The sequence below is a fragment of the Pseudomonas asiatica genome (assembly GCF_009932335.1).
GTDB lineage: Bacteria > Pseudomonadota > Gammaproteobacteria > Pseudomonadales > Pseudomonadaceae > Aquipseudomonas > Aquipseudomonas asiatica.
Map to the genome: position 1 here is coordinate 649,602 of NZ_BLJF01000003.1, position 26,254 is coordinate 675,855.

The following is a 26,254-nucleotide window of genomic DNA, read 5'->3' on the forward strand; positions in this document are numbered from 1 at the left end:
CCTGTCTGAGCTGCTGGAGGTAGATATATGTGCCCTCGAGGTGCGGCGGCATCAGCGCGGGCAGTGCTCAAAGCGCAATTCAGGTTTATGATGGCCCACGGCCGAATAATCCTCACACGGAGTGCGCAATGCAGACCCTGTACCCGCAGATCAAACCCTACGCCCGGCACGATCTGGCCGTGGAAGCGCCGCATGTGCTGTATGTCGACGAAAGCGGCTCGCCAGAAGGTCTGCCGGTGGTATTCATCCACGGCGGCCCGGGCGCCGGTTGCGACGCCCAGAGCCGCTGCTACTTCGACCCGACCCTGTACCGCATCATCACCTTCGACCAGCGCGGCTGTGGCCGCTCCACGCCGCACGCAAGCCTGGAGAACAACACCACCTGGCACCTGGTCGAGGACCTTGAGCGCATCCGCGAGCACCTTGGCATCGACAAGTGGGTGCTGTTCGGCGGCTCGTGGGGCTCCACCCTGGCCCTGGCCTACGCCCAGACCCACCCCGAGCGGGTGCATGGCCTGATCCTGCGCGGCATATTCCTGTGCAGGCCCCAGGAGATCCAGTGGTTCTACCAGGAAGGCGCCAGCCGCCTGTTCCCCGATTACTGGCAGGACTACATCGCGCCAATCCCGCCGGAGGAGCGCGGTGACCTGGTCACGGCCTTCCACAAGCGCCTGACCGGCAACGACCAGATCGCCCAGATGCACGCGGCCAAGGCGTGGTCCACCTGGGAAGGCCGTACCGCCACCTTGCGTCCCAACCCGCTGGTGGTCGACCGCTTCTCCGAGCCGCAGCGTGCACTGTCGATCGCCCGTATCGAATGCCACTACTTCATGAACAACGCCTTCCTCGAGCCGGACCAGCTGATCCGCGATCTGCCGAAGATCGCCCACCTGCCGGCCGTGATCGTGCATGGCCGCTATGATGTGATCTGCCCGCTGGACAACGCCTGGGCGCTGCACCAGGCCTGGCCCAACAGCGAGCTCAAGGTGATCCGTGACGCTGGCCACGCGGCTTCCGAGCCGGGTATCACCGATGCCCTGGTGCGTGCCGCCGACCAGATGGCCCGGCGCCTGCTCGACCTGCCCCTGGAAGAAGCATGAGGGGCCTGCTGCAGCGCGTGCGCGGTGCACGGGTGGAGGTAGCAGGGGAGGTGGTCGGTGCCATCGACCAGGGTTTGCTGGTGCTGGTGGCCGTCGAGCCTGAAGATTCCCGTGAGCAGGCCGACAAACTGTTGCACAAGCTGTTGAACTACCGGGTGTTCAGCGACGAGCAGGGCAAGATGAACCTGTCGCTCAAGGATGTGGGGGGAGGTTTGTTGCTGGTGTCGCAGTTCACCCTGGCGGCAGACACCCGCAACGGCATGCGCCCGAGCTTCTCGACGGCAGCGCCACCGGCCCTTGGCGCCGAGTTGTTCGACTATCTTTTGCAGCAGGCGAAGGCCCGGCACGCCGATGTGGCAAGCGGGCAATTTGGCGCAGACATGCAGGTGCACCTGGTCAATGATGGCCCCGTAACATTTATGTTACAAATATGAGGTTAAAAAACCCCTTGTTCACAGGAAAACAAGGGGTTTTGTACGATAAATAGTTGTTCCAGCCTGATGCGTTGTCACGCGACCTGCTGGATAATCGCGCGCTGCATGGACCTGCGTTCGCAGGTTCGTTTCACTCTGACTCGAGTATTGTCTGGATCCGTTTGGGGAATCATTACGCCCTCACGGGGTCCGAACAGTGCTCGCCAACCCGGCATTTGTCGCTGGCCGTTGGTTTCATGATCTGTTTTCGGCGAGGGTTGCTCGTGATTGTTAGTCCCCAAAAAGCATCAAGAATCCCCGGTACCGGGCTGCGCAAGGCCCTGATGGCCAGTGTTGCACTGGTCGGCCTGATGAGCGCGGGCCAGCTGTGGGCATTCAATCTTGACGATGTTGCAGCCAAGGCAAAGGATCTGGCCGGCCAGAAGTACGAAGCACCGAAAAGCAACCTGCCGGCCGTATTCCGCGACATGAAGTTCGCGGACTACCAGAAGATTCATTTCCTGCAGGAAAAGGCCGAGTGGGCCAAGGACAAGACCCCGTTCAAGCTGTCGTTCTATCACCAGGGCATGCACTTCGATACCCCGGTGAAGATCAACGAGGTCACCGCCACCAAGGTCGAGGAAATCAAGTACGACCCGAGCCGTTTCGAGTTCGGTGACGTGCCACACGACCCGGAAACCACCAAGAACCTGGGTTACGCCGGTTTCCGCGTGCTGTACCCGATCAACAAGGCCGACAAGCAGGACGAGATCATGACCCTGCTTGGCGCCAGCTACTTCCGCGTGGTCGGCAAGGGCCATGTATATGGCCTGTCGGCCCGTGGCCTGGCCATCGACACCGCACTGCCGTCGGGTGAGGAGTTCCCGCGCTTCACCGAGTTCTGGGTCGAGAAGCCCAAGCCGGCCGACAAGCACCTGGTCATTTACGCCCTGCTGGACTCGCCGCGTTCCACCGGCGCCTACAAGCTGACCCTGCGCCCAGGCAACGATACCGTGGTCGACGTGCAGTCCCGCGTGTTCCTGCGTGACCATGTCAGCCGCCTGGGCATTGCCCCGCTGACCAGCATGTACCTGTTCGGCCCCAACCAGCCGTCCAAGGTCCTCAACTACCGTCCGGCCCTGCACGACTCCGAAGGCCTGTCGATCCATGCCGGCAACGGCGAATGGCTGTGGCGCCCGCTGAACAACCCGAAACACCTGGCCGTGAGCAACTTCAGCGTCGAGAACCCGCGTGGTTTCGGCCTGATGCAGCGCCAGCGCGCCTTCAGCGACTACGAAGACCTCGACGACAACTACCAGAAGCGCCCGAGCGCCTGGATCGAGCCGAAGGGGGACTGGGGCAAGGGCACCGTCGACCTGGTCGAAATCCCGACTGCCGACGAGACCAATGACAACATCGTGGCCTTCTGGAGCCCGGAAAAGCTGCCTGAGCCAGGCAAGCCATTCGAGTACGCGTACCGCCTGCACTGGACCATCGACGAGCCGAAGTTCCAGGCTCCCGAGCTGGGCTGGGTCAAGCAGACCCTGCGTTCCACCGGCGACGTCAAGCAATCCAACCTGATCCGCCAGCCAGACGGCAGCGTGGCCTTCCTGGTCGACTTCGCCGGCCCGGCGCTGGCCGCCCTGCCGGAAGACACCGCCGTGCGCAGCCAGATCAGCGTGGGCGACAACGCCGAGGTGGTCGAGAACAACCTGCGCTATAACCCTGAGACCAAGGGCTGGCGCCTGACCCTGCGTTTGAAGGTCAAGGAAGCCAACAAATCGACCGAAATGCGTGCCGCGCTTGTGCGTGACGTGCCGGTCGAAGCCGCCAAGCCTGCCAAGGACGCCAAGCAGGACAAGGCTGCAGCCAAGCAAGCCAAGGCCGAGAAAGCCGCCAAGGCCGAACAACCTGCCGCCGATGCGGCGCCCACCAACGGGACCCCGGCCACCACCGAGAAGGTGCTGACCGAGACCTGGAGCTATCAGTTGCCTGCCGATGAGTAACTCAAGCGCAAGGCCGGAATCGCTTCGCGAGTACCTGGCCCACCTACCACTGAGCGACGAGCAACGGGCGGAACTCGCCAGCTGCACGTCATTCAGTGAGCTGCACCAACGCCTGGCGGCCAACCCGGCCGCCAGCTCTACCGAGGCCGTGCAGGCCTCGGTGGGCCCGCGCCTGACCGTAGGCAGCGCCGCCGAGCTGGAAGACGCCGAAATGCTTGGTGTCGACGGCAGCGGCCGCCTGTGCCTGAAGATCGCCCCGCCGATCAAGCGCACCAAGGTCGTTCCCGAGCCATGGCGTACCAACGTGCTGATCCGCATTTGGCGGCGCATGACCGGCCGCACCAACGCCCCGCAGCCGCCCAAGCGCGAGCTGCCGCCAGCCCGCTGGCGTACGGTCGGTTCGATCCGCCGTTACATCCTGCTGGCGCTGATGATCGGCCAGACCATCGTTGCCGGCTGGTACATGAAGGGCATCCTGCCGTACCAGGGCTGGTCGTTCGTGGACTTTGACGAAGTCGTCAACCAGCCGCTGTGGGACACCGTGGTGCAGGTTTGGCCGTATGCCTTGCAGACGTCCATCCTGGTTCTCTTCGGCATCCTGTTCTGCTGGGTATCGGCGGGCTTCTGGACTGCGCTGATGGGCTTCCTCGAGCTGCTCACCGGGCGCGACAAGTACAAGATTTCGGGTAGCAGTGCAGGCAACGAGCCGATCGCGCCCGAGGCGCGTACCGCGCTGGTGATGCCGATCTGCAACGAAGACGTGCCGCGCGTGTTCGCCGGCCTGCGCGCAACGTTCGAGTCGGTGGCCGCCAGCGGCAACCTCGATCGCTTCGACTTCTTCGTGCTCAGCGACACCAACGACACCGACATCGCCGTTGCCGAGCAACAGGCCTGGCTGGACGTGTGCCGCGAAACCAAAGGCTTCGGCCGCATCTTCTACCGCCGTCGTCGGCGCCGAGTGAAGCGCAAGAGTGGCAACCTCGACGACTTCTGCCGTCGTTGGGGCGGCGAATACAAGTACATGGTCGTACTCGACGCCGACAGCGTCATGAGCGGCGAGTGCCTGAGCAGCCTGGTGCGCCTGATGGAGGCCAACCCGGACGCCGGCATCATCCAGACCGGGCCGAAGGCCTCGGGCATGGACACCCTGTATGCGCGCCTGCAGCAGTTCGCCACCCGCGTGTACGGCCCGCTGTTCACCGCCGGCCTGCACTTCTGGCAGCTGGGCGAGTCGCACTACTGGGGCCACAACGCGATCATCCGCATGAAGCCGTTCATCGAGCACTGCGCCCTGGCGCCATTGCCGGGCAAGGGTGCGTTCGCCGGTGCAATCCTCTCCCACGACTTCGTCGAAGCCGCGCTGATGCGCCGTGCCGGCTGGGGCGTGTGGATTGCCTACGACCTGCCGGGCAGCTACGAAGAACTGCCGCCGAACCTGCTCGATGAGCTCAAGCGCGACCGCCGCTGGTGCCACGGCAACCTGATGAACTTCCGCCTGTTCCTGGTCAAGGGCATGCACCCGGTGCACCGTGCGGTGTTTCTCACCGGTGTGATGTCGTACCTGTCGGCGCCGCTGTGGTTCCTGTTCCTGGTGCTGTCGACCGCGCTGCTGGCCACCAACACGCTGATGGAGCCGCAGTACTTCATCGAGCCGTACCAGCTCTACCCGCTGTGGCCGCAGTGGCACCCGGAGAAGGCCGTGGCGCTGTTCTCCACCACCATCGTGCTGCTGTTCCTGCCCAAGCTGCTCAGCGTCATTCTGATCTGGGCCAAGGGCGCGACCGAGTTTGGCGGGCGCATCAAGGTCACCCTGTCGATGCTGATGGAGATGCTGTTCTCCATGCTGCTGGCACCGGTGCGCATGATCTTCCACACCCGCTTCGTGCTGGCCGCGTTCCTCGGCTGGGCCGCGACCTGGAACTCGCCGCAGCGTGACGACGACTCCACGCCGTGGAGTGAAGCGGTGCGCCGCCACGGCCCGCAGACCCTGCTGGGCATCGCCTGGGCGGCGCTGGTCGCCTGGCTGAACCCGAGCTTCCTGTGGTGGCTGGCGCCAATCGTTGGTTCGCTGGTGCTGTCGATCCCGGTTTCGGTGATCTCCAGCCGCACCCGCCTGGGCCTTGCCGCCAAGGACGAGAAGCTGTTCCTCATCCCCGAGGAATATGCCACCCCGCAAGAACTGCTGGCCACCGACCAGTACACCCACGAAAACCGCTGGCATGCCCTGCATGACGGCTTCGTGCGGGCTGTGGTCGACCCGCGGCAGAACGCCCTGGCCTGTGCCATGGCCACTGCCCGTCATGGTCAGGCAGCGCCGATCGAGGCATTGCGCGCCGAGCGCGTGGCCAAGGCGATGGAGGTAGGGCCGAAAGGGCTGGATCTCAATACCCGCCTGGCCCTGCTCAGCGACCCGGTGGCGCTGACCCGCCTGCACGAGCAGGTCTGGGCCGAGCACAATGCGGCGTGGATCGACGTGTGGCGTGCGTCGATCAAGAACGACCCGCATTCGCCGCTGTTGCCGTTGCATCCGGAGAATGAAGGCCAACCGGCACTCGTCGGCGCCTGATCGGCCCAGGGGCCGCTTTGCGGCCCTATCGCGACACAAGGCCGCTCCTACAAGGGAATGCATGCCCCTGTAGGAGCGGCCTTGTGTCGCGAAACGAGGGCAAAGCCCTCGCTAGCAATGTCCCTGCATGATGGATTTTGGCCAACAAAGTCCCCCCCGGCTCTAGGTCCCCGAGCCGCCATGCGTTAGCATCCCTCTCCGATATGACGCATCGGCCGCCACGGCCATGCCAACAATAAGATTCGCTACTTTTCTTGCTAGGGGACTTGGTGATGATCAAGAAATACCTTTCGCGACTGCTGGTCGGTGTCACCGCCCTGGTCGCCGTGACGGCAGCCCAGGCGGGCGCGATCGATGACGCGGTCAAGCGCGGCACCCTGCGGGTGGGCATGGACCCGACCTACATGCCGTTCCAGATGACCAACAAGCGTGGCGAGATCATCGGCTTCGAAGTCGATATCCTCAAGGCCATGGCCAAGTCCATGGGCGTCAAGTTCGAGCCGGTATCCACGGCCTATGACGGCATCATCCCGGCCCTGCTGACCGACAAGTTCGACATGATCGGCAGCGGCATGACCCTGACCCAGGAACGCAACCTGCGCCTGAACTTCAGCGAACCCTTCATCGTGGTCGGCCAGACCCTGCTGATCCGCAAGGAACTGGCGGGCGAGATCAAGTCGTACAAGGACCTGAACAACGAGAAGTACCGCATCACCTCCAAGCTCGGCACCACCGGCGAAATGGTTTCCAAGAAGCTGATCGCCAAGGCCAAGTACCACGGCTACGACAACGAGCAGGAAGCGGTGATGGACGTAGTCAACGGCAAGGCTGACGCCTTCGTCTACGACGCGCCGTACAACGTGGTGGCAGTGGACAAGGCCGGTGCCGGCAAGCTGCTGTTCCTCGAAGAACCCTTCACCTACGAGCCGCTGGCCTTCGGCCTGAAGAAAGGCGACTACGACAGCATAAACTTCATCAACAACTTCCTGCACCAGATCAAGCATGACGGGACCTACGATCGTATTCACGACAAGTGGTTCAAGAACAAGGACTGGCTGAAGGAAATGGAATAAGGCCCAGGCCACAAGCCGGCTTTATGACCCCGACGCGCAGGCAAACCCTGCGCGTTTGCATTTACGGAAGTACCCCACGTGATCAAACACAAGAAAGCCCAGTGGCCCTGGCACGGTTTGACTGCTCTGGTCCTGGTGGGCCTGGCGTTCAGCCTGTACATGGCCACCTCGATGATTTCCTACGAGTGGCGTTGGAACCGCGTCCCGCAGTACTTCGCCTACAAGGCCGAGGAAGCACAGCGCGCCGCCGGTTACGGCACCGTGCAGGACATCGTCATCTCTGGCGACAATGCCCGTGTCACGCTGAAAGATGAGAGCGGTGCCGAGCAGGTGCTCGATGTAGACAAGGACAGCCTGCAGCTGGCCCGTGGCGACGACGTTTCCGAAGGCGACCAGATTGGCGTCACCCGCCACTGGGCGGCCGGCCCGCTGGCCTGGGGCCTGTGGACCACGCTTTGGATTTCTGTGGTGTCCGGTGCCCTGGGGCTATTGATCGGCCTGTTCGCTGGCCTCTGCCGCCTGTCCAGCAACCCTACGCTGCGGGACCTGTCGACGGTGTACGTCGAGCTGGTGCGCGGTACACCGCTGCTGGTACAGATTTTCATCTTCTACTTCTTCATCGGTACCGTGCTCAACCTGTCCCGCGAGTTTGCCGGGGTGGCCGCACTGGCGTTGTTCACTGGCGCCTACGTGGCCGAAATCGTTCGTGCCGGCGTGCAGTCCATTGCCAAGGGCCAGAACGAAGCAGCCCGCTCGCTGGGCCTGAACGCGGGCCAGTCGATGCGCCACGTCATCCTGCCGCAGGCCTTCAAGCGCGTGCTGCCGCCTTTGGCCGGCCAGTTCATCAGCCTGGTCAAGGACACCTCGCTGGTCTCGGTGATCGCCATCACCGAACTGACCAAGAGCGGCCGCGAGGCCATTACCACCTCGTTCTCGACCTTCGAGATCTGGTTCTGCGTGGCAGGCCTGTACCTGCTGATCAACCTGCCGCTGTCGCACCTGGCCAGCCGGCTCGAGCGGAGGCTTGCGCAAAGTGATTGAAGTCCGTGACCTGCTTAAAGTCTTCGACACCCGTGGCCACGTGGTACGGGCTGTGGATAACGTCACCACCCAGGTCGCCAAGGGCGAGGTGGTGGTGGTGCTCGGCCCGTCGGGCTCGGGCAAATCGACCTTCCTGCGCTGCCTCAACGGCCTGGAGCATTTCGACGAAGGCCATGTGGCCATCGACGGCCTGCAACTGGCCGACCCGAAGACCGACATCAACGCCTACCGCCGCGAAGTCGGCATGGTGTTCCAGCACTTCAACCTGTTCCCGCACATGACCGTGCTGGAGAACCTGTGCCTGGCGCAGAAGGTGGTGCGCAAGCGCAACAAGGCCGACCGCGAAGCCAAGGCCCGGGCGCTGCTGGAGAAGGTAGGCATTGCGCAGAAAGCCAACGAATACCCGTCGCGCCTGTCCGGTGGCCAGCAGCAGCGGGTGGCGATCGCCCGGGCCCTGGCCATGGACCCGAAAGTGATGCTGTTCGACGAGCCAACCTCGGCGCTTGACCCGGAAATGGTCGGCGAGGTGCTGGACGTGATGAAGACCCTGGCCCAGGAAGGCATGACCATGGTCTGCGTTACCCACGAAATGGGCTTTGCCCGTGAAGTGGCGGACCGCGTGCTGTTCTTCGATCATGGCAAGCTGCTGGAAGATTCGGCCCCGGCCGCGTTCTTCGCCTCGCCGAAAGACCCGCGCGCGCAGGCGTTCCTGCGCCAGGTGCTTTAACCGAAGGGGGGCGCTTTGCGCCCCAATCGCCGGCAAGCCGGCTCCCACAGGAGTGCCACAGGTACTGAGAACTGTACGGTCCCTGTGGGAGCTGGCTTGCCGGCGAATGGGCTGCAAAGCAGCCCCCCGCAATCTCAAATGCTGAACCGCCCCACCATCCCCCGCAACTGCTGCCCCAATTGCTCCAGTTCCCCGCTCGACGCCGCCGTCTGCTCACTGGCCGCACTGGTCTGATCCGACACATCGCGCACATTCAGCACACTGCGATTGATCTGCTCGGCGACCACGCTCTGCTCTTCGCTGGCCGTGGCGATCTGCTGGTTCATGCCCTGGATGTTCGACACGGTGTCAGTTATCTGGCTCAGGGCCTGGCCTGCCTTGCGACTCAGCTCCACGCTCTGCTCGGTCAGGCTCTTGCTGTTGTCCAGCAGGCGGGTCACTTCGTCGGTGCCGTTGTGCAGGCTGTCGATCAGTTGGCCGATTTCCTCGGTCGCCGTCGAGGTACGCTGGGCCAGACCGCGCACTTCATCGGCCACCACGGCAAAACCACGCCCGGCTTCACCCGCCCGTGCCGCTTCGATCGCCGCGTTCAGGGCCAGCAGGTTGGTCTGCTCGGACACTGACTTGATCACATCGAGGATGCTGCCAATGCGCTGGCTCTCGCCCGCCAGGTGCTGCATGGCCGCCAGACAATGGTCCATCTGCCCGGCCAGCTGTTCGATACGGCCAATGGCTTCGGCCACCACCTGGTCGCCGATCTGCGCCTGCTGGTCGGCGTTGGTCGCCGCCAGCGAGGCCTGTTCAGCGTTCTGCGCCACTTCCTGCACGGTGGCGCTCATCTGGTTCATGGCCGTGGCCACCTGGTCGGTTTCCTCGCGTTGCTGGTTGATGCGCAGCTTGGTGTCTTCGCTGCTGGCCGCCAGCTGTGTGGCGGCCTGTGACAGGTGGCTGACGCCCTGGTCGATGCCACCGATCAGCTCGCGCAGGCTCAAGGTCATTTCGCGCATGCTGGTTTGCAACTGGCCCATCTCGTCGCGGCGTTGCACCGGTTCGACCTGGCTCAGGTCGCCCTTGGCGATGCGCCCGGCCACGGCCAGGGTCTGGCGCAAAGGTTGGGTGATCTGCAGGGTGATCAGCCAGCCGGCCACGACGCCTACGACCAACGCCAGCAGGGCTACAGTGGTCAGCAGCGAGCGGGCCTCAAGGGCTTCCCTGTCGCGCTGCTCGATCTTGCGTTTGCCAAGTTCCAGGCTTACCGCGCGCAGCTCGTTGCCCATGTTCTCCATGTTGTTTTGCAGCTGTTCGACACGCACCGCAGCCCGACGATACTCATCCAGGCTGGCGCGGTACTTGGCCAGCTGCTCGCCGGGCTGCTGGGTGAGCGCATGGGGCAAGCCAAGTGGAGCAAGGCCTTTGAGCAGTTGCGCAAGGCTGCTGGCGGCGGCATCCAGGGAGGTGTCGCCGACCTTGGCGAAGCTTTCCACAGGGGAGAAGGTATAGGCCGGAATCAGGCTCTGCTGGTTGGCACCGTCGATATGTCGGCCAAGCGTGTCCATCAGCCCCAGCACACCGCTTTGCTGGCTGTCGGCAGGCATCCTCAGCAAGGCCTGGGTCTGGAGATCGTCGATTACTTCGGTGAGCTTCTGCTCATGGGCCTGCATGGCCTGGCGCAGGGCGATACGCTTGGCAACAGTATTCTCCAGCGCGCTGAAATCGCCGCGCAGGCGCTGCAGCAACGCCAGCTTTTCGGTCAGCATCTGCCGGGATTCATCCACGCTGCTACGTTGTTGCAAGGTGCTCAGCATGCTGTTGAGCTGGTCGAGAATGTTGGCTATCCGCGTTCTGCTGGCATTGTCGTTGAGTACGCGGTAAGTGATGCGCTCTGCGCGCAAGTCTTTGGTCAGGTCGTTGATCAGGCCGATTTCGCTGAGTTGCTGCGAGCGCACAATGGCGTCATCCAGTGCACGCCAGCCACTGACGGTGGTGGCCAGGGTAAGCAGCAGGACTACGGCAAAGCCGAGGGCGAGCTTGGCTGCGACACTGATGTTGCCGAGCTTGCGGTTGAGGTAGCCGAGCATGAGGAATCTCCGTGCGATTGGGGGCGAGGATGCAGGCGCATTGCTGGCATCACACCTTTGCCAATCGGCAGCGGAGCTGTAGGACTTGACCTGATAATCAGGTAGGAAATTTCACTTCAACAGGTAGGAATACTCCACCTGCGCCGGCCTCTTCGCGGGTAAACCCGCTCCCACAGGTACTGCACAGATTTTGAGAACTGTGCGGTACCTGTGGGAGCGGGTTTACCCGCGAAGAGGCCAGTACAGGTGACCTACACATCAGCCTAGAGCCTGAACCGCCCCACCAACCCTTGCAGGTGGGTACCCAACCGCGCCAGCTCCACGCTGGAACTGGCCGTCTCTTCACTGGCCGCCGAGGTCTGGTCAGAAATATCCCGCACGTTCATCACGCTGCGGTTGATCTCCTCAGCAACAGCCGTCTGTTCTTCCGCTGCCGTGGCAATCTGCTGGTTCATGGCCTGGATCGAAGACACGGTACGGGTGATGGTCTCCAGCGAACTGCCGGCTCGGCGGGTCAGTTCGACGCTGCTGTCGGTCAACTGGCGGCTGCTGTCCATCACGCTGGCCACACGCTGGGTGCCGCTCTGCAGGCCGGCAATCAGCTCTTCGATCTCTTCGGTCGATTGCTGGGTGCGCTGCGCCAGGCTGCGCACCTCATCAGCCACCACAGCAAAGCCACGCCCGGCCTCGCCGGCCCGGGCCGCCTCGATCGCCGCGTTGAGGGCCAGCAGGTTGGTCTGCTGGGCCACCGACTTGATCACGTCGAGCACGCTGCCGATCTTGTCGCTTTCGGCCTTGAGCTGGTTCATCGCTTCGCTGGAATTGACCACTTCGCCGGCCAGGCGCTCGATCTGCGCCACCGCCTCGCCCACCACACGGTCGCCTTCGCGGGCTTGCTGGTCGGCCATCAACGCAGCTTCCGAGGCCTGCTCGGCATTGCGCGCCACCTCATGCACGGTGGCGGTCATCTGGTTCATGGCGGTTGCCACCTGATCGGTCTCGACCTTCTGGTTGTTGACTCCGGCACTGGTCTGCTCGGTCACCGCCGACAGCTCCTCGGCAGCACTGGCGATCTGCGTGACGCCATCACCGATACCGCTGATCAGTTCGCGCAGGCCCTGGGTCATGCGCTGCATGCTGGCCTGCAACTGGCCCAGTTCGTCGCGGCGTTGTACCTGCAGGTTCAGGGTCAGGTCGCCACTGGCCACGCGCTCGGCGGCGTGCAAGGTCTGGCGCAGCGGGACGATGATCTGCCGGGTGATGGCCCAGGCCGCCAGCAGGCCGAGGGCCAGGGCCAGCACGGTAGCCACGGCAAGCACGGTCTTGGCCTGGGCCGCCCCGGCGTCGCGCACAGCGGTTTGCGATGTGGTCATCGCCTGGCTGGTCTGCAGCAGTACCGTGCCGTGCTCGACCATGCTCTGCAGGGCCTGCTCACTGGCGGCCTGGGCATTGCCGAACTGGGTGACCGCGTCGCGGTAGCCTGCCAGGGCGGTGGTGGCATCGTCCAGGCTGGCAGCGTGCTCCGCCGGCACTTTGGCCGGTAGCGCGCGTAGCTCGGCCAAGGCCTGGTCGATGGCCTTCAGCGCCGTTTGCTGGTAGTCGGCGTTGCCGCTGTAGGTGTAACCGCGTACCTGGAACCGCGCCTGTTGCAACAGGGCGCTGACTTCCACCGCGTGCTGGTACTGGCTGATATCGCCACCCTGCAGCAGGCCGCGTTGCACCCGGCCAATCAGCTCCGCGGCCTTGTCGGCAGTGTCGCCTAGCACGGCGCGGCTGGCCTCGCGGCGCTGGCCGGCCTGTTTCAGGTCGTTGAATGCCTGCTGGTAGCCGCGCACGGCCTCGCGCTGCTGCTCAAGGCGCTGTCTGTCAGCGGGCTGCTCGATCTGCCCGAGCATAAGCTGCACCTGGCGCTCGAGATTGCCCAGGGCTTTTTCCAGCTCTGCCACCGAGGCTTCGTCAGGCTGGCGCTGGTAATGCTGGCGGGCGATGCGCAGTTCCTGGGTGTACTGCTGGATGACCGAGATGTTTCCCAGCTTGTCGCCACGGTTGATGATGCTGTCCATGCCGTGCCAGCCAGCCAGGGTAATGGCCAGGGTCAACAGCAGCACCAGGCCGAAGCCCAGCCCCAGTTTGCGATTGACGCTCACATTGCCCAATGATTGGGCGAACCATTGATACATGTACGACTCCCCGGCGCCTTGGCAGCACGATTAATTGTTGTGTTGCCAAGACAATCGGCCTGGGGAAGGGAAACTTTATGGGTAAAAATTGACTAGAGTGTCAGAAAATCCGTGAAAGCAGCGCTGTCACCGCGGTCTCGACCCGCAGGATGCGGTCGCCCAGCTGGACCGGAGCCAGGCCTGCCTTGCCCAGCAGGTCCACCTCGTAGGGGATCCAGCCGCCCTCCGGGCCGATGGCCAGGGTCACGTGCTGCTCCACGGCGCGCGGGCAGGCGGGGTAGGGGCCGGGGTGGCCGACCAGGCCTAGGGTGCCTGCGGCGATGGCCGGCAGGCGGTCTTCGACGAACGGTTTGAAGCGCTTCTCGATCATCACTTCGGGCAGCACGGTGTCGCGGGCTTGTTCCAGGCCCAGGATGAGGTTCTCGCGAATGCTGTCCGGGTGCAGGAACGGTGTTTGCCAGAAGCTTTTCTCGACCTTGTAGCTGTTCAGCAGGATCAGCCGCGGCACGCCAAGGGTGGCCACGGTCTGGAACAGCCGGCGCAGCATTTTCGGCCGAGGTACGGCCAGCACAAGGGTCAGCGGCAGCTTGGGCGGTGGCTGCTGGTCAAAGGCGACTTCCAGTTCGGCTTCGTGCTTTTCCAGGCGCAGCACCGTGGCCTTGCCCATCAGGCCGTTGATTCGCCCCACGCGCAGGTTGTCGCCCACCGCCACACGGTGGATGTCCTGCATGTGGGTGAAGCGCCTATCTGCGAGGACGACGCGGTCGGCCGAGACGAAGTCGGCCTCTTCAAGGAGCAACAGGTTCACGGTTGGGTCGCTGGTGGCTGGTCGTTGTGGTCGTTGGCGGTTTCGTCGTGGGCGCTGCGCTTGCGGATCAGACTGCCGCACAGCACGCCGATCTCGAACAGCAGCCACATGGGTACGGCCAGCAGGGTCTGGGAGAAGATGTCCGGCGGGGTAAGGACCATGCCGACCACGAAGCAGCCGATGATCACGTAGGGGCGAATCTTCTTCAGGTACTTCACGTCGACCACGCCGATCCATACCAGCAGCACCACCGCCACCGGGATTTCGAAGGCCACGCCAAAGGCGAAGAACAGCGTCATCACGAAGTCGAGGTAGCTGGCGATGTCGGTCATCATCGACACGCCTTCTGGCGTGGCGCTGGCGAAGAAGCCGAAGATCAGCGGGAACACCAGGAAATAGGCGAAGGCCATGCCGGCGTAGAACAGGAAGATGCTCGACACCAGCAGCGGAATGGCAATGCGCTTTTCATGGCGGTACAGCCCGGGTGCGATGAAGCCCCAGATCTGCTGGAGGATGAACGGAATCGCCAGGAACAGCGAGACGATCATGGTCAGCTTGAACGGCGTGAGGAACGGCGATGCCACGTCGGTGGCGATCATCGTGGCATTGGCCGGCAAGTGCTCGCGCAGCGGTGCGGAGACCAGGGTGTAGATCTGCTGGGCGAAGGAGAACAGCCCGGCAAAGATCAGGAAAATGACGGCAACGCAGCGCAACAGGCGGGTGCGCAGTTCGGTCAGGTGCGAAACCAGCGGCATTGGCTGGTCGTGTTCCGGATTTTCGCTCATGGGGCTCGCGGCGGTTGAGGCGGTTCAGAAGGCGTGGCCGGGGCGGCAGCGGTCTCGACCGGCCTGGCTTCGAGCCCGGCGGGGGGCTGAACGGTTGCGGTGGTGACAGGCGGCTGCGCCGGTGGCGTCATCGGGTTGAGGATGCGCTTGGCTTCCTCTTCCATCTGCAGGATGTGCTCGTTGTGCAGCTGGCGGCGGATTTCGTCGGCGCCGATTTCGCGCTCCACTTCCATCTTGATGCTGTTGAAACTGCGCTTGAGCCGGCCGATCCACAGGCCTGCCGTGCGCGCGGCACCGGGCAGGCGCTCGGGGCCGAGCACCAGCAGGGCGACCAGGCCGACGAGCAGCAGCTCGCTGAAACTGATGCCGAACATGGGTCAGTCTTTCCGCTGCGGCTCTTGGACCGGCTGGGCCTGGCCTTCGATGGTGTGGCCCTGGTTCTGCTGGGCAGTGTTCTGCACCGGTGGAACGGGTTGGGCAGGCGGCGGGGTCTGCTCGGCCGGCTTGTTCTCTTCGTCGCTCATGGCCTTGCGGAAGCCCTTGATCGACTCACCCAGGTCACTGCCGAAGTTCTTCAGCTTCTTGGTACCGAACACCAGGACCACGACCACCAGCAGGACGATCCAGTGTTTCCAGTCAAAGATACCCATTTCGTACTCCTGAAAAATGTGTGTTGGCCCTATCGGGGCTGCATTGCAACCATTGTGGGAGCGGGTTCACCCGCGAAGAATGCAACGCGGTGTATGGCACCGGCTTTGCCGGTGTTCGCGGGTGAACCCGCTCCCACAGGCCCCGAAAATACGTCAGGCAGCAGGCGTTCGTGCAGCCTTCTCATCATGCCCGGAAAGCCCGAAGCGGCGTTCCAGCTCATCGAGCACGGCCTGCGGATGCTGGCCCAGCGCGCTGAGCATTACCAGGCTATGAAACCACAGGTCGGCGGTTTCGTAGATGACATCGCTGTAATCCTTGCTGACCGCGGCGTCCTTGGCGGCAATGATCGTCTCGACCGACTCTTCGCCGAGCTTTTCGAGGATCTTGTTCAGGCCCTTGTGGTACAGGCTGGCCACGTAGGAGCTGTCGGGGGCCGCTTGCTTGCGTTCTTCAAGCACTTCGGCCAGGCGGTTCAGGGTGTCGCTCATGTCAGTGTCCTGCGCTGTAGATGGCATCCGGGTCTTTCAGGACCGGGTCGACGGTTTTCCACTGGCCGTCTTCGAAGACGCGGTAGAAGCAGCTTTCACGGCCGGTATGGCAGGCGATATGGCCCAGTTGCTCGACCATCAGGATGATCACGTCGGCATCGCAGTCCAGGCGCATTTCATGCAGCTTCTGCACATGCCCGGATTCCTCGCCCTTGCGCCACAGCTTGCCACGCGAACGCGACCAGTAGATGGCGCGTTGCTCGGCGGCGGTCAGGGCCAGCGATTCGCGGTTCATCCAGGCCATCATCAGCACGCGTCCGGTCTTGTGGTCCTGGGCGATCGCCGGTACCAGGCCCTCGCTGTTCCACTTGATCTCGTCCAGCCAGTCTTTCATCGTCGACTCCAAAGCGGGCCCGCTCCTGTGCCGGGCCCTTTGCGCTAGTGTGCCAGCCATGGGCGCGGCTGGCTATTGGCGCACGATCAGGTAAAGGCCGGCGGCCAACATCAGCCAGGCCGGCCAGGCGGCAGGGGCGGCCAGGCTGGTGGCTGCGGCGGCACCAGCGGCCAGTACCGCGCCCCCGCCGAGCAGGCCGGCGCCGAGCAGGCGCAGCGCCCAGCGGTCGCCCTGGCGGCGCCGCTCCGGCAGTTGCGGATCGTGCAGGTGCGGTTGCGACAGGCGCTCGAGCAGGTCGCGGGCCATGTCGGCCAGGTGCGGCAGTTGCTCGACCTGGCTGTGGATGTTGCCGAGCACGGCCTTGGGGCTCATGCGGTCGCGCATCCAGCGCTCGAGGAATGGCTTGGCGGTGCTCCACAGGTCCAGGTCTGGGTACAACTGGCGGCCCAGGCCCTCGATGTTGAGCAGGGTTTTCTGCAGCAATACCAGCTGCGGCTGCACTTCCATGTTGAAGCGCCGGGCGGTCTGGAACAGGCGCATCAGCACCTGGCCGAAGGAAATATCCTTTAACGGTTTTTCGAAGATCGGTTCGCACACGGTGCGGATCGCCGCTTCGAACTCGTTGACCTTGGTGTGCGCCGGCACCCAGCCCGAGTCGATGTGCAGTTGGGCGACGCGGCGGTAGTCACGCTTGAAGAAAGCGATCAGGTTGCGCGCCAGGTAGTCCTGGTCCTCGGCGGTCAGGCTGCCGACGATGCCGCAGTCGATGGCGATGTACTGCGGGCTCCATGGTTTGACAGTGCTGACGAAGATGTTGCCCGGGTGCATGTCGGCATGGAAGAAGCTGTCGCGGAACACCTGGGTGAAGAATACCTCCACGCCTCGTTCGGCCAGCAGCTTCATGTCGGTGCGCTGATCGGCCAAGGTGGCCATGTCGGTCACCGGCACGCCGTAGATGCGCTCCATCACCAGCACCTTGGGGCGGCACAGGTCCCAGTACACCTGGGGCACGTACATCAGCTCGGAACCTTCGAAATTGCGCCGCAACTGGCTGGCGTTGGCCGCTTCGCGCAGCAGGTCGAGCTCGTCGTAGATGGTTTTTTCGTAGTCGCCGACGATTTCCACCGGGTGCAGGCGGCGGGCGTCGGCCGAAGCGCGCTCGGCGGCCTTGGCGATCAGGAACAGCCAGGCCAGGTCCTGGGCGATCACCGGCTTCAGGCCCGGGCGCACCACCTTGACCACCACTTCCTCGCCACTTTTCAGGCGCGCAGCATGCACCTGGGCCACCGAGGCCGAGGCCAGTGGTTCGACGTCGAAGCGGCTGAACAGTTGCGTTACCGGGGCGCCCAGCTGCGCCTCGATCAGTGCCACGGCCTGCTTGGGGTCGAACGGCGGCACGCGGTCCTGCAGCAGCATCAGTTCATCGGCTATGTCGTTGGGCAGCAGATCACGGCGGGTGGACAACAACTGGCCGAACTTGATGAAGATCGGCCCCAGGTCCTGCAGGGCCAGGCGCAGGCGCGCGCCTCGGTTGAGCTCTGACGGCTTGCGCGGCAGCCAGCGCCACGGCATCAGCAGGCGCAGGCTCATCAGCCACCAGGGCAGCGGCAGGTCGAACAGCAGGTCATCGAGACGGTAGCGAATCACCACACGCTGGATGCGAAAAAGACGGCGGACGGCGAGCAGCTTCATGCGTTATCGCTGGTATCAAGGGATCGGGAGAGGCGCTTGAGGCGCGCCTCGAGGCGTTCTGTATCGAGCTTCAGGGTATCGAGCTCGCTGAAGGCGGCTTCGGCTTCGCGCTTGCCGACCAAGGTACGGGACTCTTCGGCCAGGTACTCGGAAAGGTTCTGGCTGAAGCGCGCCAGGCCCTGGCGGGTCCAGCGTGCGCGCAGGCGGATGTGGCCGGCCAGCAGCGCCGTGGCGACCGGGCCAAGCCAGCGTTGCAGCTCGTGCTCCCAGTCCAGCTCCAGGTCCTGCAGCACACCGAACAGGTCGAGCAGCACGGCGCTGTCGCCATGCAATTCGACTTGCGGGCTGTGCAGCACGGCGGTCTTGTCCCTGGCCAGGGCCAGTTGCGCCAGGCTGCCGGCCGGGGCGCGCAGGCTGCAGTCGACCTCGCCTTGCCAGTGGGCGGCGAGCATCAGGCCCTCTTCATCGGGCAGGATGAAAACCTGCAAGGCCGGCTGGCGGCAGTCGATCTCGATGACCTTGCCCTCCAGCGCGGCCAGCCGCGGCAGGGCCGTGCTGTCCATGCGCAGGACGCGGTTCAGGCCATGTTCGGCGCTGGCGAGCAGCCCGGCCAGCAGCATCAGGGCTTGATCCCCCGATGCACGGCAACGATGCCGCTGGTCATGTTGTGGTAGGTGACCCGGTCGAAACCGGCCTCGACCATCATGGCCTTCAGGGTTTCCTGATCGGGGTGCATGCGGATCGACTCGGCGAGGTAACGGTAGCTCTCCGAATCGTTGGTGATCAGCTTGCCGGCCAGCGGCATGAAGGCGAACGAGTAGGCGTCGTAGGCCTTGGACATCAGCTTGTTGGTCGGCTTGGAGAACTCCAGCACCAGCAGGCGACCGCCTGGCTTGAGCACGCGCAGCATCGAGCGGATGGCTTCGTCCTTGTGGGTGACGTTGCGCAGGCCGAAGGCGATGGTCACGCAGTCGAAGTGGTTGTCCGGGAATGGCAGCTTCTCGGCGTCGGCCTGAACGAACTCGATGTTGCCGGCCACGCCACGGTCGAGCAGGCGGTCACGACCGACCTTGAGCATCGATTCGTTGATGTCGGCCAGCACTACCTGACCGGTCGGGCCGACCAGCCGCGAGAACTTGGCGGCCAGGTCGCCGGTACCGCCGGCGATGTCCAGTACACGATTGCCGGCGCGTACGCCCGACAGCTCGATGGTGAAGCGCTTCCACAGGCGGTGCATGCCGCCGGAAAGCACGTCGTTCATCAGGTCGTACTTGGCCGCTACCGAGTGGAACACCTCGGCGACTTTCTTCGCCTTCTGGCTTTCAGGGACGTCCTGGTAACCGAAATGGGTGGTGGGTTCGGCGTGGTCGCCTTTGCGCTGGTCGTTCATATCGCTTCACCGGAAAAAATTACCGCCATTCTAGGGCGAACGGGCAGATTTGTCTTGGCGGGGTGTGCCAGTGGGCAGGGGCGGGCATAATGCCCATTATGTCTTCATCTTCAGGAACACCCGCATGACCCAGATCAGCGTCGAACGCAAACATTCCCTCGGCCGCGATGCCGCCCGTGCCAAGGCTGAAGCGCTGGTCGACAAACTGACCCGCGAATACGACCTCAAGGCCACCTGGAACGGCGACAGGGTCGACGTGGCGCGCAGCGGTGCCAACGGCAGCGTGCACATCTTCGATGACCGCATCCGCGTCGAATTGAAGCTGGGCATGATGCTGTCGATGATGAGCGGCACCATTAAGGGCGAGATCGAGCGGGCGCTGGACAAAGCCCTGGCCTGACCCCTTCCGGGGGCCATGCTCAATCACCTTAGGGTGAAGATTCTAATTTCCCTCTCTACCTTGTGCTCAAGCCCAACCTCCATGGGCGGTTTATCCTCCACTCATGAGCATGAGGTACAGAGCATGGCCAAAGTGACTGTGAAGAAAAAGGACGACGCCCCGGGCACGCTGGGCGAGGTGCGCGGCTACGCGCGCAAGATCTGGCTGGCGGGCATCGGCGCCTATGCGCGTGTGGGCCAGGAAGGCTCCGACTACTTCAATGAGCTGGTCAAGGCCGGCGAAGGCGTCGAGAAGCGTGGCAAGAAGCGCATCGACAAGGAGCTCGATGCTGCCAACAATCAGATCGAAGAAGCGACCCAGGAAGTCAGTCGCGTACGCGGCAAGGTCGAAGTTCAACTGGACAAGATCGAAAAAGCTTTCGACGCGCGGGTAGGTCGCGCCTTGAATCGCCTTGGCATTCCGTCTAAACATGACGTTGAGGCGTTGTCCATCAAGCTTGAACAGCTGCACGAGCTGCTCGAGCGCGTCGCGCACAAACCATAAGGAGAGCAGGATGGCTGGCAAGAAGAATTCCGAGAAAGAAGGCAGCTCCTGGGTCGGCGGGATCGAGAAGTACTCCCGCAAGATCTGGCTGGCGGGGCTTGGTATCTATTCGAAGATCGACCAGGACGGCCCGAAGCTGTTCGACTCGCTGGTGAAGGATGGCGAGAAGGCCGAGAAGCAGGCGAAGAAGACCGCCGAAGATGTTGCTGAAACTGCCAAGTCGTCGACCACTTCGCGTGTGTCGGGCGTGAAGGACCGTGCGCTGGGCAAGTGGAGCGAACTCGAAGAGGCCTTCGACAAGCGCCTGAACAGCGCCATCTCGCGCCTTGGCGTGCCGAGCCGCAACGAGATCAAGGCCCTGCACCAGCAGGTGGACAGCCTGACCAAGCAGATCGAGAAACTTACCGGCGCTTCGGTTACCCCGATTTCGTCGCGCGCTGCGGCCAAACCGGCTGCGAGCAAGGCGGCCAAGCCACTGGCCAAGACGGCAGCGGCCAAGCCTGCGGCGAAAACTGCGGCGGCCAAGCCGGCGGCCAAGACTGCTGCGGCGAAACCTGCTGCCAAGACTGCAGCGGCCAAGCCTGCGGCGAAACCGGCAGCGGCCAAGCCGGCTGTGGCGAAGAAGCCTGCAGTGAAGAAAGCGCCGGCCAAACCGGCGGCCGCCAAGCCGGCAGCTCCAGCGGCCAGCGCCGCTCCGGCCGCTAGCGCAGCTCCGGCACCAACCGCGGCTCCGGCCAGCAACCCGCCTTCGGCACAAACAGGCACCGGTACCCTGATCTGATACCGCGTCGCCTTCTTCGCGGGTAAACCCGCTCCCACAGGTACTGCGCCGCTTGTAAGCTCTGCACCGTACCTGTAGGAGCGGGTTCACCGGCGAATGCGTCGGCTGCCGCAATACATTCCAGTCAGGCTTACCCCTCCAGATACCGCACCGCCAACTGCTCCGCCGCCCCCCGCGCCTGGGCCTGCAGATGCGGCGCCACCAGCATCATCACCTGGTACACCACAATCCCCACATCCCCCTCGCGCCCCAGTACCCGCTGGTAATCCAGCGAGAACATCAGTGTCAGGGTGATCTGCTCCACCAGTTGCCCCAGCGCCTGGGTCTCGCTCTCTACCAGCCTCTGGCCCTTGAGGCTGGCCAGCAACGCCGCCAGTGTGCGCTTGAGTGCGTTGATCAGGCTGCGCATGCCGCGGGCCAGTTTGGGCAGGCGCCCGGTCAGGTTCGACAGGTCCTGGAACAGGAAGCGGTACTGCGCCATGCGTTCGACGATCAGGTGCAGGAACAGCCAGTAATCCTCGGCATCCAGGCGTACCTCCAGTGGCGGGTCGAGCAAGGGCATCAGCGCTTCTTCAAAGCGCTCGAACAGCCCCAGCACCAACGGCTCCTTGCCGTGGAAGTGGTAGTAGAGGTTGCCGGGGCTGATGCCCAGTTCGTTGGCAATTTCCAGGGTGGATACGTTCGGTTCGCCCTGCTGGTTGAACAGCTGCAGGGCACATTCGAGGATACGGTCGCGAGTCTTCATCCAGTCGGCATGCTCATCGGGTCAGCACGTAGGTGCCCGGCGCAGGGCCCAGCGGTGGGTAGGTGGCATTGCCCAGTTCGCTGCGCGGTGCCTTGAGCGGGCCGGAGCGCGGGGTGATCCACTCCAGCCACAACGGCCACCAGCTGCCTTCGCTGCGCTTGGCATCGTGGAACCAGGCACGCGGGTCGCTGGACAGCTTGGGGTTGGCCAGGTAATAGGCCTTGGGGTTGCCGGGCGGGTTGATGATGCTCTGGATGTGCCCGCTGTTGGCCAGCACGAAGCGACGGTCGCCGCCCAGCAGCAAGGCCGAGCGGTACACCGCATCCCACGGGGTGATGTGGTCGTTGCTGCCGGCTACGGTGAAACTGTCCAGATCGACCTTCTGCAGGTCGATGGGGGTGCCGCATACCTCCAGGCCGGCTGGGTGAGTCAGCGGGTTGAGCTTGAAGAAGTCCAGCAGGTCGCCATGCAGCGCGGCGGGCAGGCGCGTGCTGTCGGCGTTCCAGTACAGGATGTCGAAGGCTGGTGGTGTCTTGCCGAGCAGGTAGTTGTTGACCCAGTAGTTCCAGATCAGGTCGTTGGGCCGCATCCAGGCAAAGATCCGCGCCACCTCGGCGCCATCCAGCACGCCGCGTTGGTAGGAGCGGCGCTTGGCGGCTTCGATGGTCTGCTCGTCGGCGAACAGGCTGGCGGGGCTTTCGAACTTGCTGTCCAGAAGGCTGACCAGGTAGGTGGCGCTGCGCACCCGACGCAGCTGGTGCTTGGCCTGCAGGTGACCCTGCAGCGCGGCCATGGTCAGGCCGCCGGCGCAGGCACCCATCAGGTTGGGGTCGCGGTTGCCGCTGATGCTGCGGCAAGCGTTGAGCGCTTCTTCCAGGGCCTGCACGTAGCTCGACAGGCCCCATTCGCGGTGTCGCGGGTCGGGGTTGCGCCAGCTCACCATGAACACCTGCAGGCCGCTCTTGAGCATGTACTGGACGAAGCTGTTGGTCGAGCTGAGGTCGAAGATGTAGAACTTGTTGATCTGTGGCGGCACTACCAGCAGTGGCCGGGCGTGCTGCTTTTCGCTCATCGGCTTGTACTGGATCAGCTCCAGCAGCTCGTTGCGAAACACCACGGCGCCGGCGCTTGCAGCCAGGTTGCCGCCCACTTCGAAGGCGCGCTCGTCGACCTGGCGTGGTAGGCCATCGTTGTGGCGCAGGTCATCGAGCAGGTGGGCCACGCCGCGTACCAGGCTCTGGCCACCGCTGTTGAACAGTTCCTTGACCGCCAGCGGGTTGAGCAGCGAGTTGCTCGGCGCCAGTGCATCGTTGATCAGGTTGAACAGGAAGTGCGCACGGGCCCGGTCATCGTCATCCAGGTGGCTTTCCTCGATCCACAGGCGGGTCTGCTTCTGCCAGGCCAGGTAGGCTTGCAGGCCGCGCCGGTAGAACGGGTTCTGGCTCCATGTCGGGTCGCTGAAGCGCGGATCCCGCGGGTTCGGCTGAAACGGTGTGTCACCCAGCATCACCCTGCCCAGCTGACCACCCAGGGCCAACAGGTGATGCGCGGTGTGCAGCGGGTGACGCAGGCTTTGGCGGCTGACATTGCGCAGCGTGGAAATCAGGTCACGGCCGCGCAGTCCGAGGATGGCGTTCTGCACGTTCATGCTGGTGGCGGGAAGCGTTGTCGTTCCTTTGGCCGTTTTGTCTTTCATGGCAACACTCCCTCGTTCTAACCATGGCGCCGCTTCGCGGGCAAGCACGCCCCTACACGCCCGAAACCGGGCGAGGGTGCATGACAGCGCGCTGACGCTCTTGCTGAAGGAACTTCATGATGATCGGGGCGACGGCCTCGGCCCGGGTGATCAGGAACAGATGGCCGTCGTCGATAATGTGTAGCTGGGCATTGGGAATTCGCCAGGCCAGCAGGCGCATGTTGATCAGCGGGATCAACGGGTCGTCGTCGCCTGCCAGCACCAGGGTCGGCTGCTGGATCTTGTGCAGCCAATGGATGCTGGTCCAGCCAAGCCCGGCGAACAGCTGCCAGTAGTAGCCCATCTTGCCGCCGGATCGCACCTTGGCGGCGTGCTGCATGGCCAGGTCCGGGTCACGCCGGAAGCCGCCGCCATAGATCGTCGGCGCAATGCGGATGACATGCGACGGCTGCACGTAGCGCCGCGGGCTGGCCATCATCCACAGCACCTTGGGCTTGCCCGGCACCATCACCGCACCGGCGGCAGTGGCGGCCAGCACCAGCTTCTTGCAGCGCTCGGGGTAGTCGTGGGCGAACTGCTGGGCCAGGGCGCCGCCCCAGGACACACCGATGACATTGACCTGGCCATAGTCGAGGTAGTCGAGCATGCGTGCCGTCAGCTTGGCCAACCCGGGAAAGCGGTAAGGGTGGCGCGGCGTGGACGAGCCGCCGACCCCGGGCACATCGAAGGCGATGACTTCCAGGTCCGGGTCCAGCGCCTCGATGAACGGAAACACCAGCTCCAGGTTGGCGCCGATGCCGTTGAAGATCAGCAGCGGCGTCAGATGCGACTTGCCCGGGCGGACGGCGGTGCGGATGGACTGGTTGTCCAGCTCGACGGTCCTGAAGATATAGGGTTGCGGCATGCGCGTGACTCATGGGGTGAAATGAACACCGTGGCGCCCCGCAGGGGGCCACGGCGCTGCAGCTCAACGCTCGTGAACGTAGGTGCCCGGGGATGCCTCGCCAGCGGCATAGGCACGGTTGCCCAGGCGGGTCGGTGCCTTTTTCAGCTCGCCGGCACGTTCGCCCAGCCAGCTTTGCCAGTGCAGCCACCAGGAGTCCGCATGCTTGGTAGCGTTTTCTTGCCAGGCCACCGGGTCACCCGGGCGATCGGCACCGGTCATGAAGCGCGCTTTGGGGTTGCCTGGCGGGTTGAGGATGCTCTGGATATGGCCGCTGTTGGACAGCACGAATTCGATCTTGCCGCCGAACAGGTGCGCCGAGCGGTAGCACGACTGCCAAGGGGTAATATGGTCATTGGTGCCGGCGAGGCTGTAGATGTCGCATTTGACCTGTTTCAGATCGATCGGAGTGCCGCACACTTCCAGGGCGTCCGGGCGCGTCAGCGGGTTGCTCTTGAACATCTCGATCAGGTCGCCATGGAAGGCGGCCGGGAGGCGCGTGGTGTCGTTGTTCCAGAACAGGATGTCGAACACCGGCGGCTCGTTGCCGAGCAGGTAGTTGTTGACCCAGTAGTTCCAGATCAGGTCGTTGGGGCGCATCCAGGCGAACACCTTGGCCATCTCGCTGCCTTCGAGCACGCCGGCCTGGTAGGAGTGGCGCTTGGCGGCCTCCAGGGTCTGCTCGTCGACGAACAGGGCGACCTGGTTGTCCATGGTGGTGTCCAGCACGCTGACCAGCAGGGTCAGGGCATTGACCTTGTTCTCGCCGAGCGCGGCATAGTGGCCGACCAATGCCGTGCAGGTGATGCCGCCGGAGCAGGCACCGAGCATGTTCAAGTCCTTGCTGCCGGTTATCGCCAGCACCGCGTCGACCGCCTCCTTGAGCGCATCGATATAGGTGGACAGGCCCCATTCGCGCTGGGCTTTGGTCGGGTTGCGCCAGCTGATGATGAAGGTCTGCTGCTGTGAGCGCAGGCAGTAGCGCGCCAGGCTCTTTTCCGGGCTCAGGTCGAATACGTAGAACTTGTTGATTTGCGGCGGCACCACCAGTAGCGGGCGGGCATGCACCTGCTCGGTGATGGGGCTGTACTGGATCAGCTCCAGCACATCGTTGCGGTACACCACGGCGCCTTCACTGGTGCCCAGGTTCTTGCCCACCTCGAAGGCGTCCATGTTCACCTGGCTGGGCATGCCGCCGTTGTTGACCAGGTCCTTGGCCAGGTTGGACAGGCCATCGAGCAGGCTCTTGCCGCCTGTTTCGAAAAAGCGTTTGACCGCTGCCGGGTTGGACAGGGTGTTGGTCGGCGCCATGGCTTCGGTCATCAGGTTGATGACGAACTGGCCACGGCTGATGTCTTGGGGCGAAAGGTCACTGCTGCCGATCCAGTCCTGCAGCTCCTTGCGCCAGGCCAGATAGGTTTGCAGGTAGCGGCGGTAAAGTGGGTTGTTGCTCCATGCCGGGTCATTGAAGCGACGGTCGTCGCTTTCCGGGGCAAGGCTGGACTTGCCCAGCAGCACGTTCTTCAGCTCCAGGCCAAAGTGGGCCACATGCTTGGCGCTGTGCAGCGGTTGGCGCACGGCCTGGCGCAGCACGGTGCGTGCCGAGCTCAACAGGTCCTTGCGACGGATACCGATGACCGGGTTCAGCCCCAGGGTGTTTTCCGAGGCCTGCCGCTGCAGCTCATCGTTGTTCTTGTTACTCATCTACGACGCTCCGTTGTCCTGAGACGAGTACCGGTTTCTGTGGCGGGTGC

At 63.8% G+C, this 26,254-nt stretch carries 25 protein-coding genes and 2 pseudogenes; 10 read left to right on the top strand and 17 right to left on the bottom strand.

All coding sequences use genetic code 11. From position 1 onward, the window contains the following. The first annotated feature begins 128 nt into the window (after window positions 1-128). The 7 genes from pip to GYA95_RS25520 all read left to right on the top strand — a co-directional run bounded on the left by pip (window position 129) and on the right by GYA95_RS25520 (window position 8,926). Entirely contained in the window at window positions 129-1,100 is a 972-nt protein-coding gene (pip, locus tag GYA95_RS25490; protein ID WP_013974556.1) for a prolyl aminopeptidase, read from the top strand. Then, window positions 1,097-1,534: a D-aminoacyl-tRNA deacylase gene (gene dtd, locus GYA95_RS25495; protein WP_013974555.1), complete on the top strand. Its 438-nt coding sequence runs from the start codon at window positions 1,097-1,099 to the stop codon at window positions 1,532-1,534. The genes pip and dtd overlap by 4 nt, the downstream gene beginning before the upstream one ends. Window positions 1,535-1,797: 263 nt before the next feature. Next, window positions 1,798-3,519 carry a glucan biosynthesis protein G gene (locus GYA95_RS25500; RefSeq protein WP_015272100.1) on the top strand — a complete coding sequence of 574 codons (1,722 nt, stop codon included), beginning with the start codon at window positions 1,798-1,800 and terminating at the stop codon, window positions 3,517-3,519. After that, window positions 3,512-6,085 (top strand): glucans biosynthesis glucosyltransferase MdoH, encoded by a 2,574-nt coding sequence (gene mdoH, locus GYA95_RS25505; protein ID WP_015272099.1) that lies wholly within the window; start codon window positions 3,512-3,514, stop codon window positions 6,083-6,085. The genes GYA95_RS25500 and mdoH overlap by 8 nt, the downstream gene beginning before the upstream one ends. A 275-nt stretch (window positions 6,086-6,360) precedes the next feature. Beyond that, window positions 6,361-7,158 carry a transporter substrate-binding domain-containing protein gene (locus GYA95_RS25510; RefSeq protein ID WP_024087841.1) on the top strand — a complete coding sequence of 266 codons (798 nt, stop codon included), beginning with the start codon at window positions 6,361-6,363 and terminating at the stop codon, window positions 7,156-7,158. A gap of 78 nt (window positions 7,159-7,236) precedes the next feature. Then, window positions 7,237-8,199 (top strand): amino acid ABC transporter permease, encoded by a 963-nt coding sequence (locus tag GYA95_RS25515; protein ID WP_015272097.1) that lies wholly within the window; start codon window positions 7,237-7,239, stop codon window positions 8,197-8,199. Then, window positions 8,192-8,926: an amino acid ABC transporter ATP-binding protein gene (locus GYA95_RS25520; protein ID WP_013974550.1), complete on the top strand. Its 735-nt coding sequence runs from the start codon at window positions 8,192-8,194 to the stop codon at window positions 8,924-8,926. The genes GYA95_RS25515 and GYA95_RS25520 overlap by 8 nt, the downstream gene beginning before the upstream one ends. Before the next feature lie 134 nt (window positions 8,927-9,060). Here the strand turns inward: GYA95_RS25520 and GYA95_RS28420 are convergent, their stop codons facing one another. From GYA95_RS28420 to ubiE, 13 genes and pseudogenes are all read right to left on the bottom strand, one after another. Further along, on the bottom strand, window positions 9,061-9,954 hold the full coding sequence (locus tag GYA95_RS28420) for a methyl-accepting chemotaxis protein (RefSeq protein ID WP_371807312.1): 894 nt from the start codon (window positions 9,952-9,954) through the stop codon (window positions 9,061-9,063). A 9-nt stretch (window positions 9,955-9,963) separates the two neighbouring features. After that, a pseudogene (locus tag GYA95_RS28425) lies at window positions 9,964-11,004 on the bottom strand (methyl-accepting chemotaxis protein); the annotation flags it as partial. Window positions 11,005-11,267: 263 nt separating this feature from the next. Then, window positions 11,268-12,140 (bottom strand): methyl-accepting chemotaxis protein, encoded by an 873-nt coding sequence (locus tag GYA95_RS28460; protein ID WP_409201723.1) that lies wholly within the window; start codon window positions 12,138-12,140, stop codon window positions 11,268-11,270. Then, a pseudogene (locus tag GYA95_RS28465) lies at window positions 12,123-13,184 on the bottom strand (methyl-accepting chemotaxis protein); the annotation flags it as partial. The pseudogene GYA95_RS28465 and the gene GYA95_RS28460, both read right to left, overlap by 18 nt. 100 nt (window positions 13,185-13,284) lie before the next feature. Further along, a complete protein-coding gene (locus tag GYA95_RS25535; RefSeq protein ID WP_015272094.1) occupies window positions 13,285-13,992 on the bottom strand; it encodes a 16S rRNA (uracil(1498)-N(3))-methyltransferase in 708 nt (235 codons plus the stop codon). After that, window positions 13,989-14,777 (bottom strand): twin-arginine translocase subunit TatC, encoded by a 789-nt coding sequence (gene tatC, locus GYA95_RS25540; protein WP_013974546.1) that lies wholly within the window; start codon window positions 14,775-14,777, stop codon window positions 13,989-13,991. The genes GYA95_RS25535 and tatC overlap by 4 nt, the downstream gene beginning before the upstream one ends. Continuing rightward, window positions 14,774-15,151 carry a Sec-independent protein translocase protein TatB gene (tatB, locus tag GYA95_RS25545; protein ID WP_003259854.1) on the bottom strand — a complete coding sequence of 126 codons (378 nt, stop codon included), beginning with the start codon at window positions 15,149-15,151 and terminating at the stop codon, window positions 14,774-14,776. The genes tatC and tatB overlap by 4 nt, the downstream gene beginning before the upstream one ends. A gap of 3 nt (window positions 15,152-15,154) precedes the next feature. Further along, complete coding sequence (locus GYA95_RS25550; RefSeq protein WP_003259853.1) at window positions 15,155-15,427, bottom strand: twin-arginine translocase TatA/TatE family subunit; 273 nt, start codon at window positions 15,425-15,427, stop codon at window positions 15,155-15,157. A 153-nt stretch (window positions 15,428-15,580) separates the two neighbouring features. Then, window positions 15,581-15,916, bottom strand: coding sequence for a phosphoribosyl-ATP diphosphatase (locus tag GYA95_RS25555; protein WP_015272093.1), 336 nt, complete (start codon window positions 15,914-15,916; stop codon window positions 15,581-15,583). A 1-nt stretch (window position 15,917) separates the two neighbouring features. Continuing rightward, window positions 15,918-16,310 carry a phosphoribosyl-AMP cyclohydrolase gene (hisI, locus tag GYA95_RS25560; RefSeq protein WP_013974544.1) on the bottom strand — a complete coding sequence of 131 codons (393 nt, stop codon included), beginning with the start codon at window positions 16,308-16,310 and terminating at the stop codon, window positions 15,918-15,920. Window positions 16,311-16,382: 72 nt separating this feature from the next. Then, window positions 16,383-18,002, bottom strand: coding sequence for a ubiquinone biosynthesis regulatory protein kinase UbiB (gene ubiB / locus GYA95_RS25565; RefSeq protein WP_015272092.1), 1,620 nt, complete (start codon window positions 18,000-18,002; stop codon window positions 16,383-16,385). Continuing rightward, entirely contained in the window at window positions 17,999-18,622 is a 624-nt protein-coding gene (locus GYA95_RS25570; RefSeq protein WP_003259850.1) for a ubiquinone biosynthesis accessory factor UbiJ, read from the bottom strand. The genes ubiB and GYA95_RS25570 overlap by 4 nt, the downstream gene beginning before the upstream one ends. Continuing rightward, the gene (gene ubiE / locus GYA95_RS25575) at window positions 18,622-19,392 is read right to left on the bottom strand and encodes a bifunctional demethylmenaquinone methyltransferase/2-methoxy-6-polyprenyl-1,4-benzoquinol methylase UbiE (protein ID WP_013974541.1); all 771 of its coding nucleotides are present in this window, start codon (window positions 19,390-19,392) and stop codon (window positions 18,622-18,624) included. The genes GYA95_RS25570 and ubiE overlap by 1 nt, the downstream gene beginning before the upstream one ends. A gap of 124 nt (window positions 19,393-19,516) precedes the next feature. Here ubiE and GYA95_RS25580 point away from each other — a divergent pair, with 124 nt between their 5' ends. From GYA95_RS25580 to GYA95_RS25590, 3 genes are all read left to right on the top strand, one after another. Then, window positions 19,517-19,792 (top strand): polyhydroxyalkanoic acid system family protein, encoded by a 276-nt coding sequence (locus GYA95_RS25580; RefSeq protein WP_015272091.1) that lies wholly within the window; start codon window positions 19,517-19,519, stop codon window positions 19,790-19,792. Between the two features lie 123 nt (window positions 19,793-19,915). After that, a complete protein-coding gene (locus GYA95_RS25585; protein WP_015272090.1) occupies window positions 19,916-20,335 on the top strand; it encodes a phasin family protein in 420 nt (139 codons plus the stop codon). 10 nt (window positions 20,336-20,345) lie between these two features. After that, window positions 20,346-21,116: a phasin family protein gene (locus GYA95_RS25590; RefSeq protein ID WP_015272089.1), complete on the top strand. Its 771-nt coding sequence runs from the start codon at window positions 20,346-20,348 to the stop codon at window positions 21,114-21,116. Window positions 21,117-21,246: 130 nt separating this feature from the next. On the opposite strand, the gene GYA95_RS25595 is transcribed toward GYA95_RS25590, so the two are convergent. The 4 genes from GYA95_RS25595 to phaC (GYA95_RS25610) all read right to left on the bottom strand — a co-directional run bounded on the left by GYA95_RS25595 (window position 21,247) and on the right by phaC (GYA95_RS25610) (window position 26,204). Beyond that, window positions 21,247-21,861 carry a TetR/AcrR family transcriptional regulator gene (locus tag GYA95_RS25595; protein WP_015272088.1) on the bottom strand — a complete coding sequence of 205 codons (615 nt, stop codon included), beginning with the start codon at window positions 21,859-21,861 and terminating at the stop codon, window positions 21,247-21,249. Window positions 21,862-21,874: 13 nt separating this feature from the next. Next, window positions 21,875-23,557, bottom strand: a complete 1,683-nt coding sequence (phaC, locus tag GYA95_RS25600) for a class II poly(R)-hydroxyalkanoic acid synthase (RefSeq protein WP_015272087.1) — start codon at window positions 23,555-23,557, stop codon at window positions 21,875-21,877. Window positions 23,558-23,609: 52 nt separating this feature from the next. Beyond that, window positions 23,610-24,461 carry a poly(3-hydroxyalkanoate) depolymerase gene (gene phaZ, locus GYA95_RS25605; protein ID WP_015272086.1) on the bottom strand — a complete coding sequence of 284 codons (852 nt, stop codon included), beginning with the start codon at window positions 24,459-24,461 and terminating at the stop codon, window positions 23,610-23,612. Window positions 24,462-24,524: 63 nt separating this feature from the next. Further along, window positions 24,525-26,204 carry a class II poly(R)-hydroxyalkanoic acid synthase gene (gene phaC, locus GYA95_RS25610; protein ID WP_015272085.1) on the bottom strand — a complete coding sequence of 560 codons (1,680 nt, stop codon included), beginning with the start codon at window positions 26,202-26,204 and terminating at the stop codon, window positions 24,525-24,527. Between the last annotated feature and the right edge of the window lie 50 nt (window positions 26,205-26,254).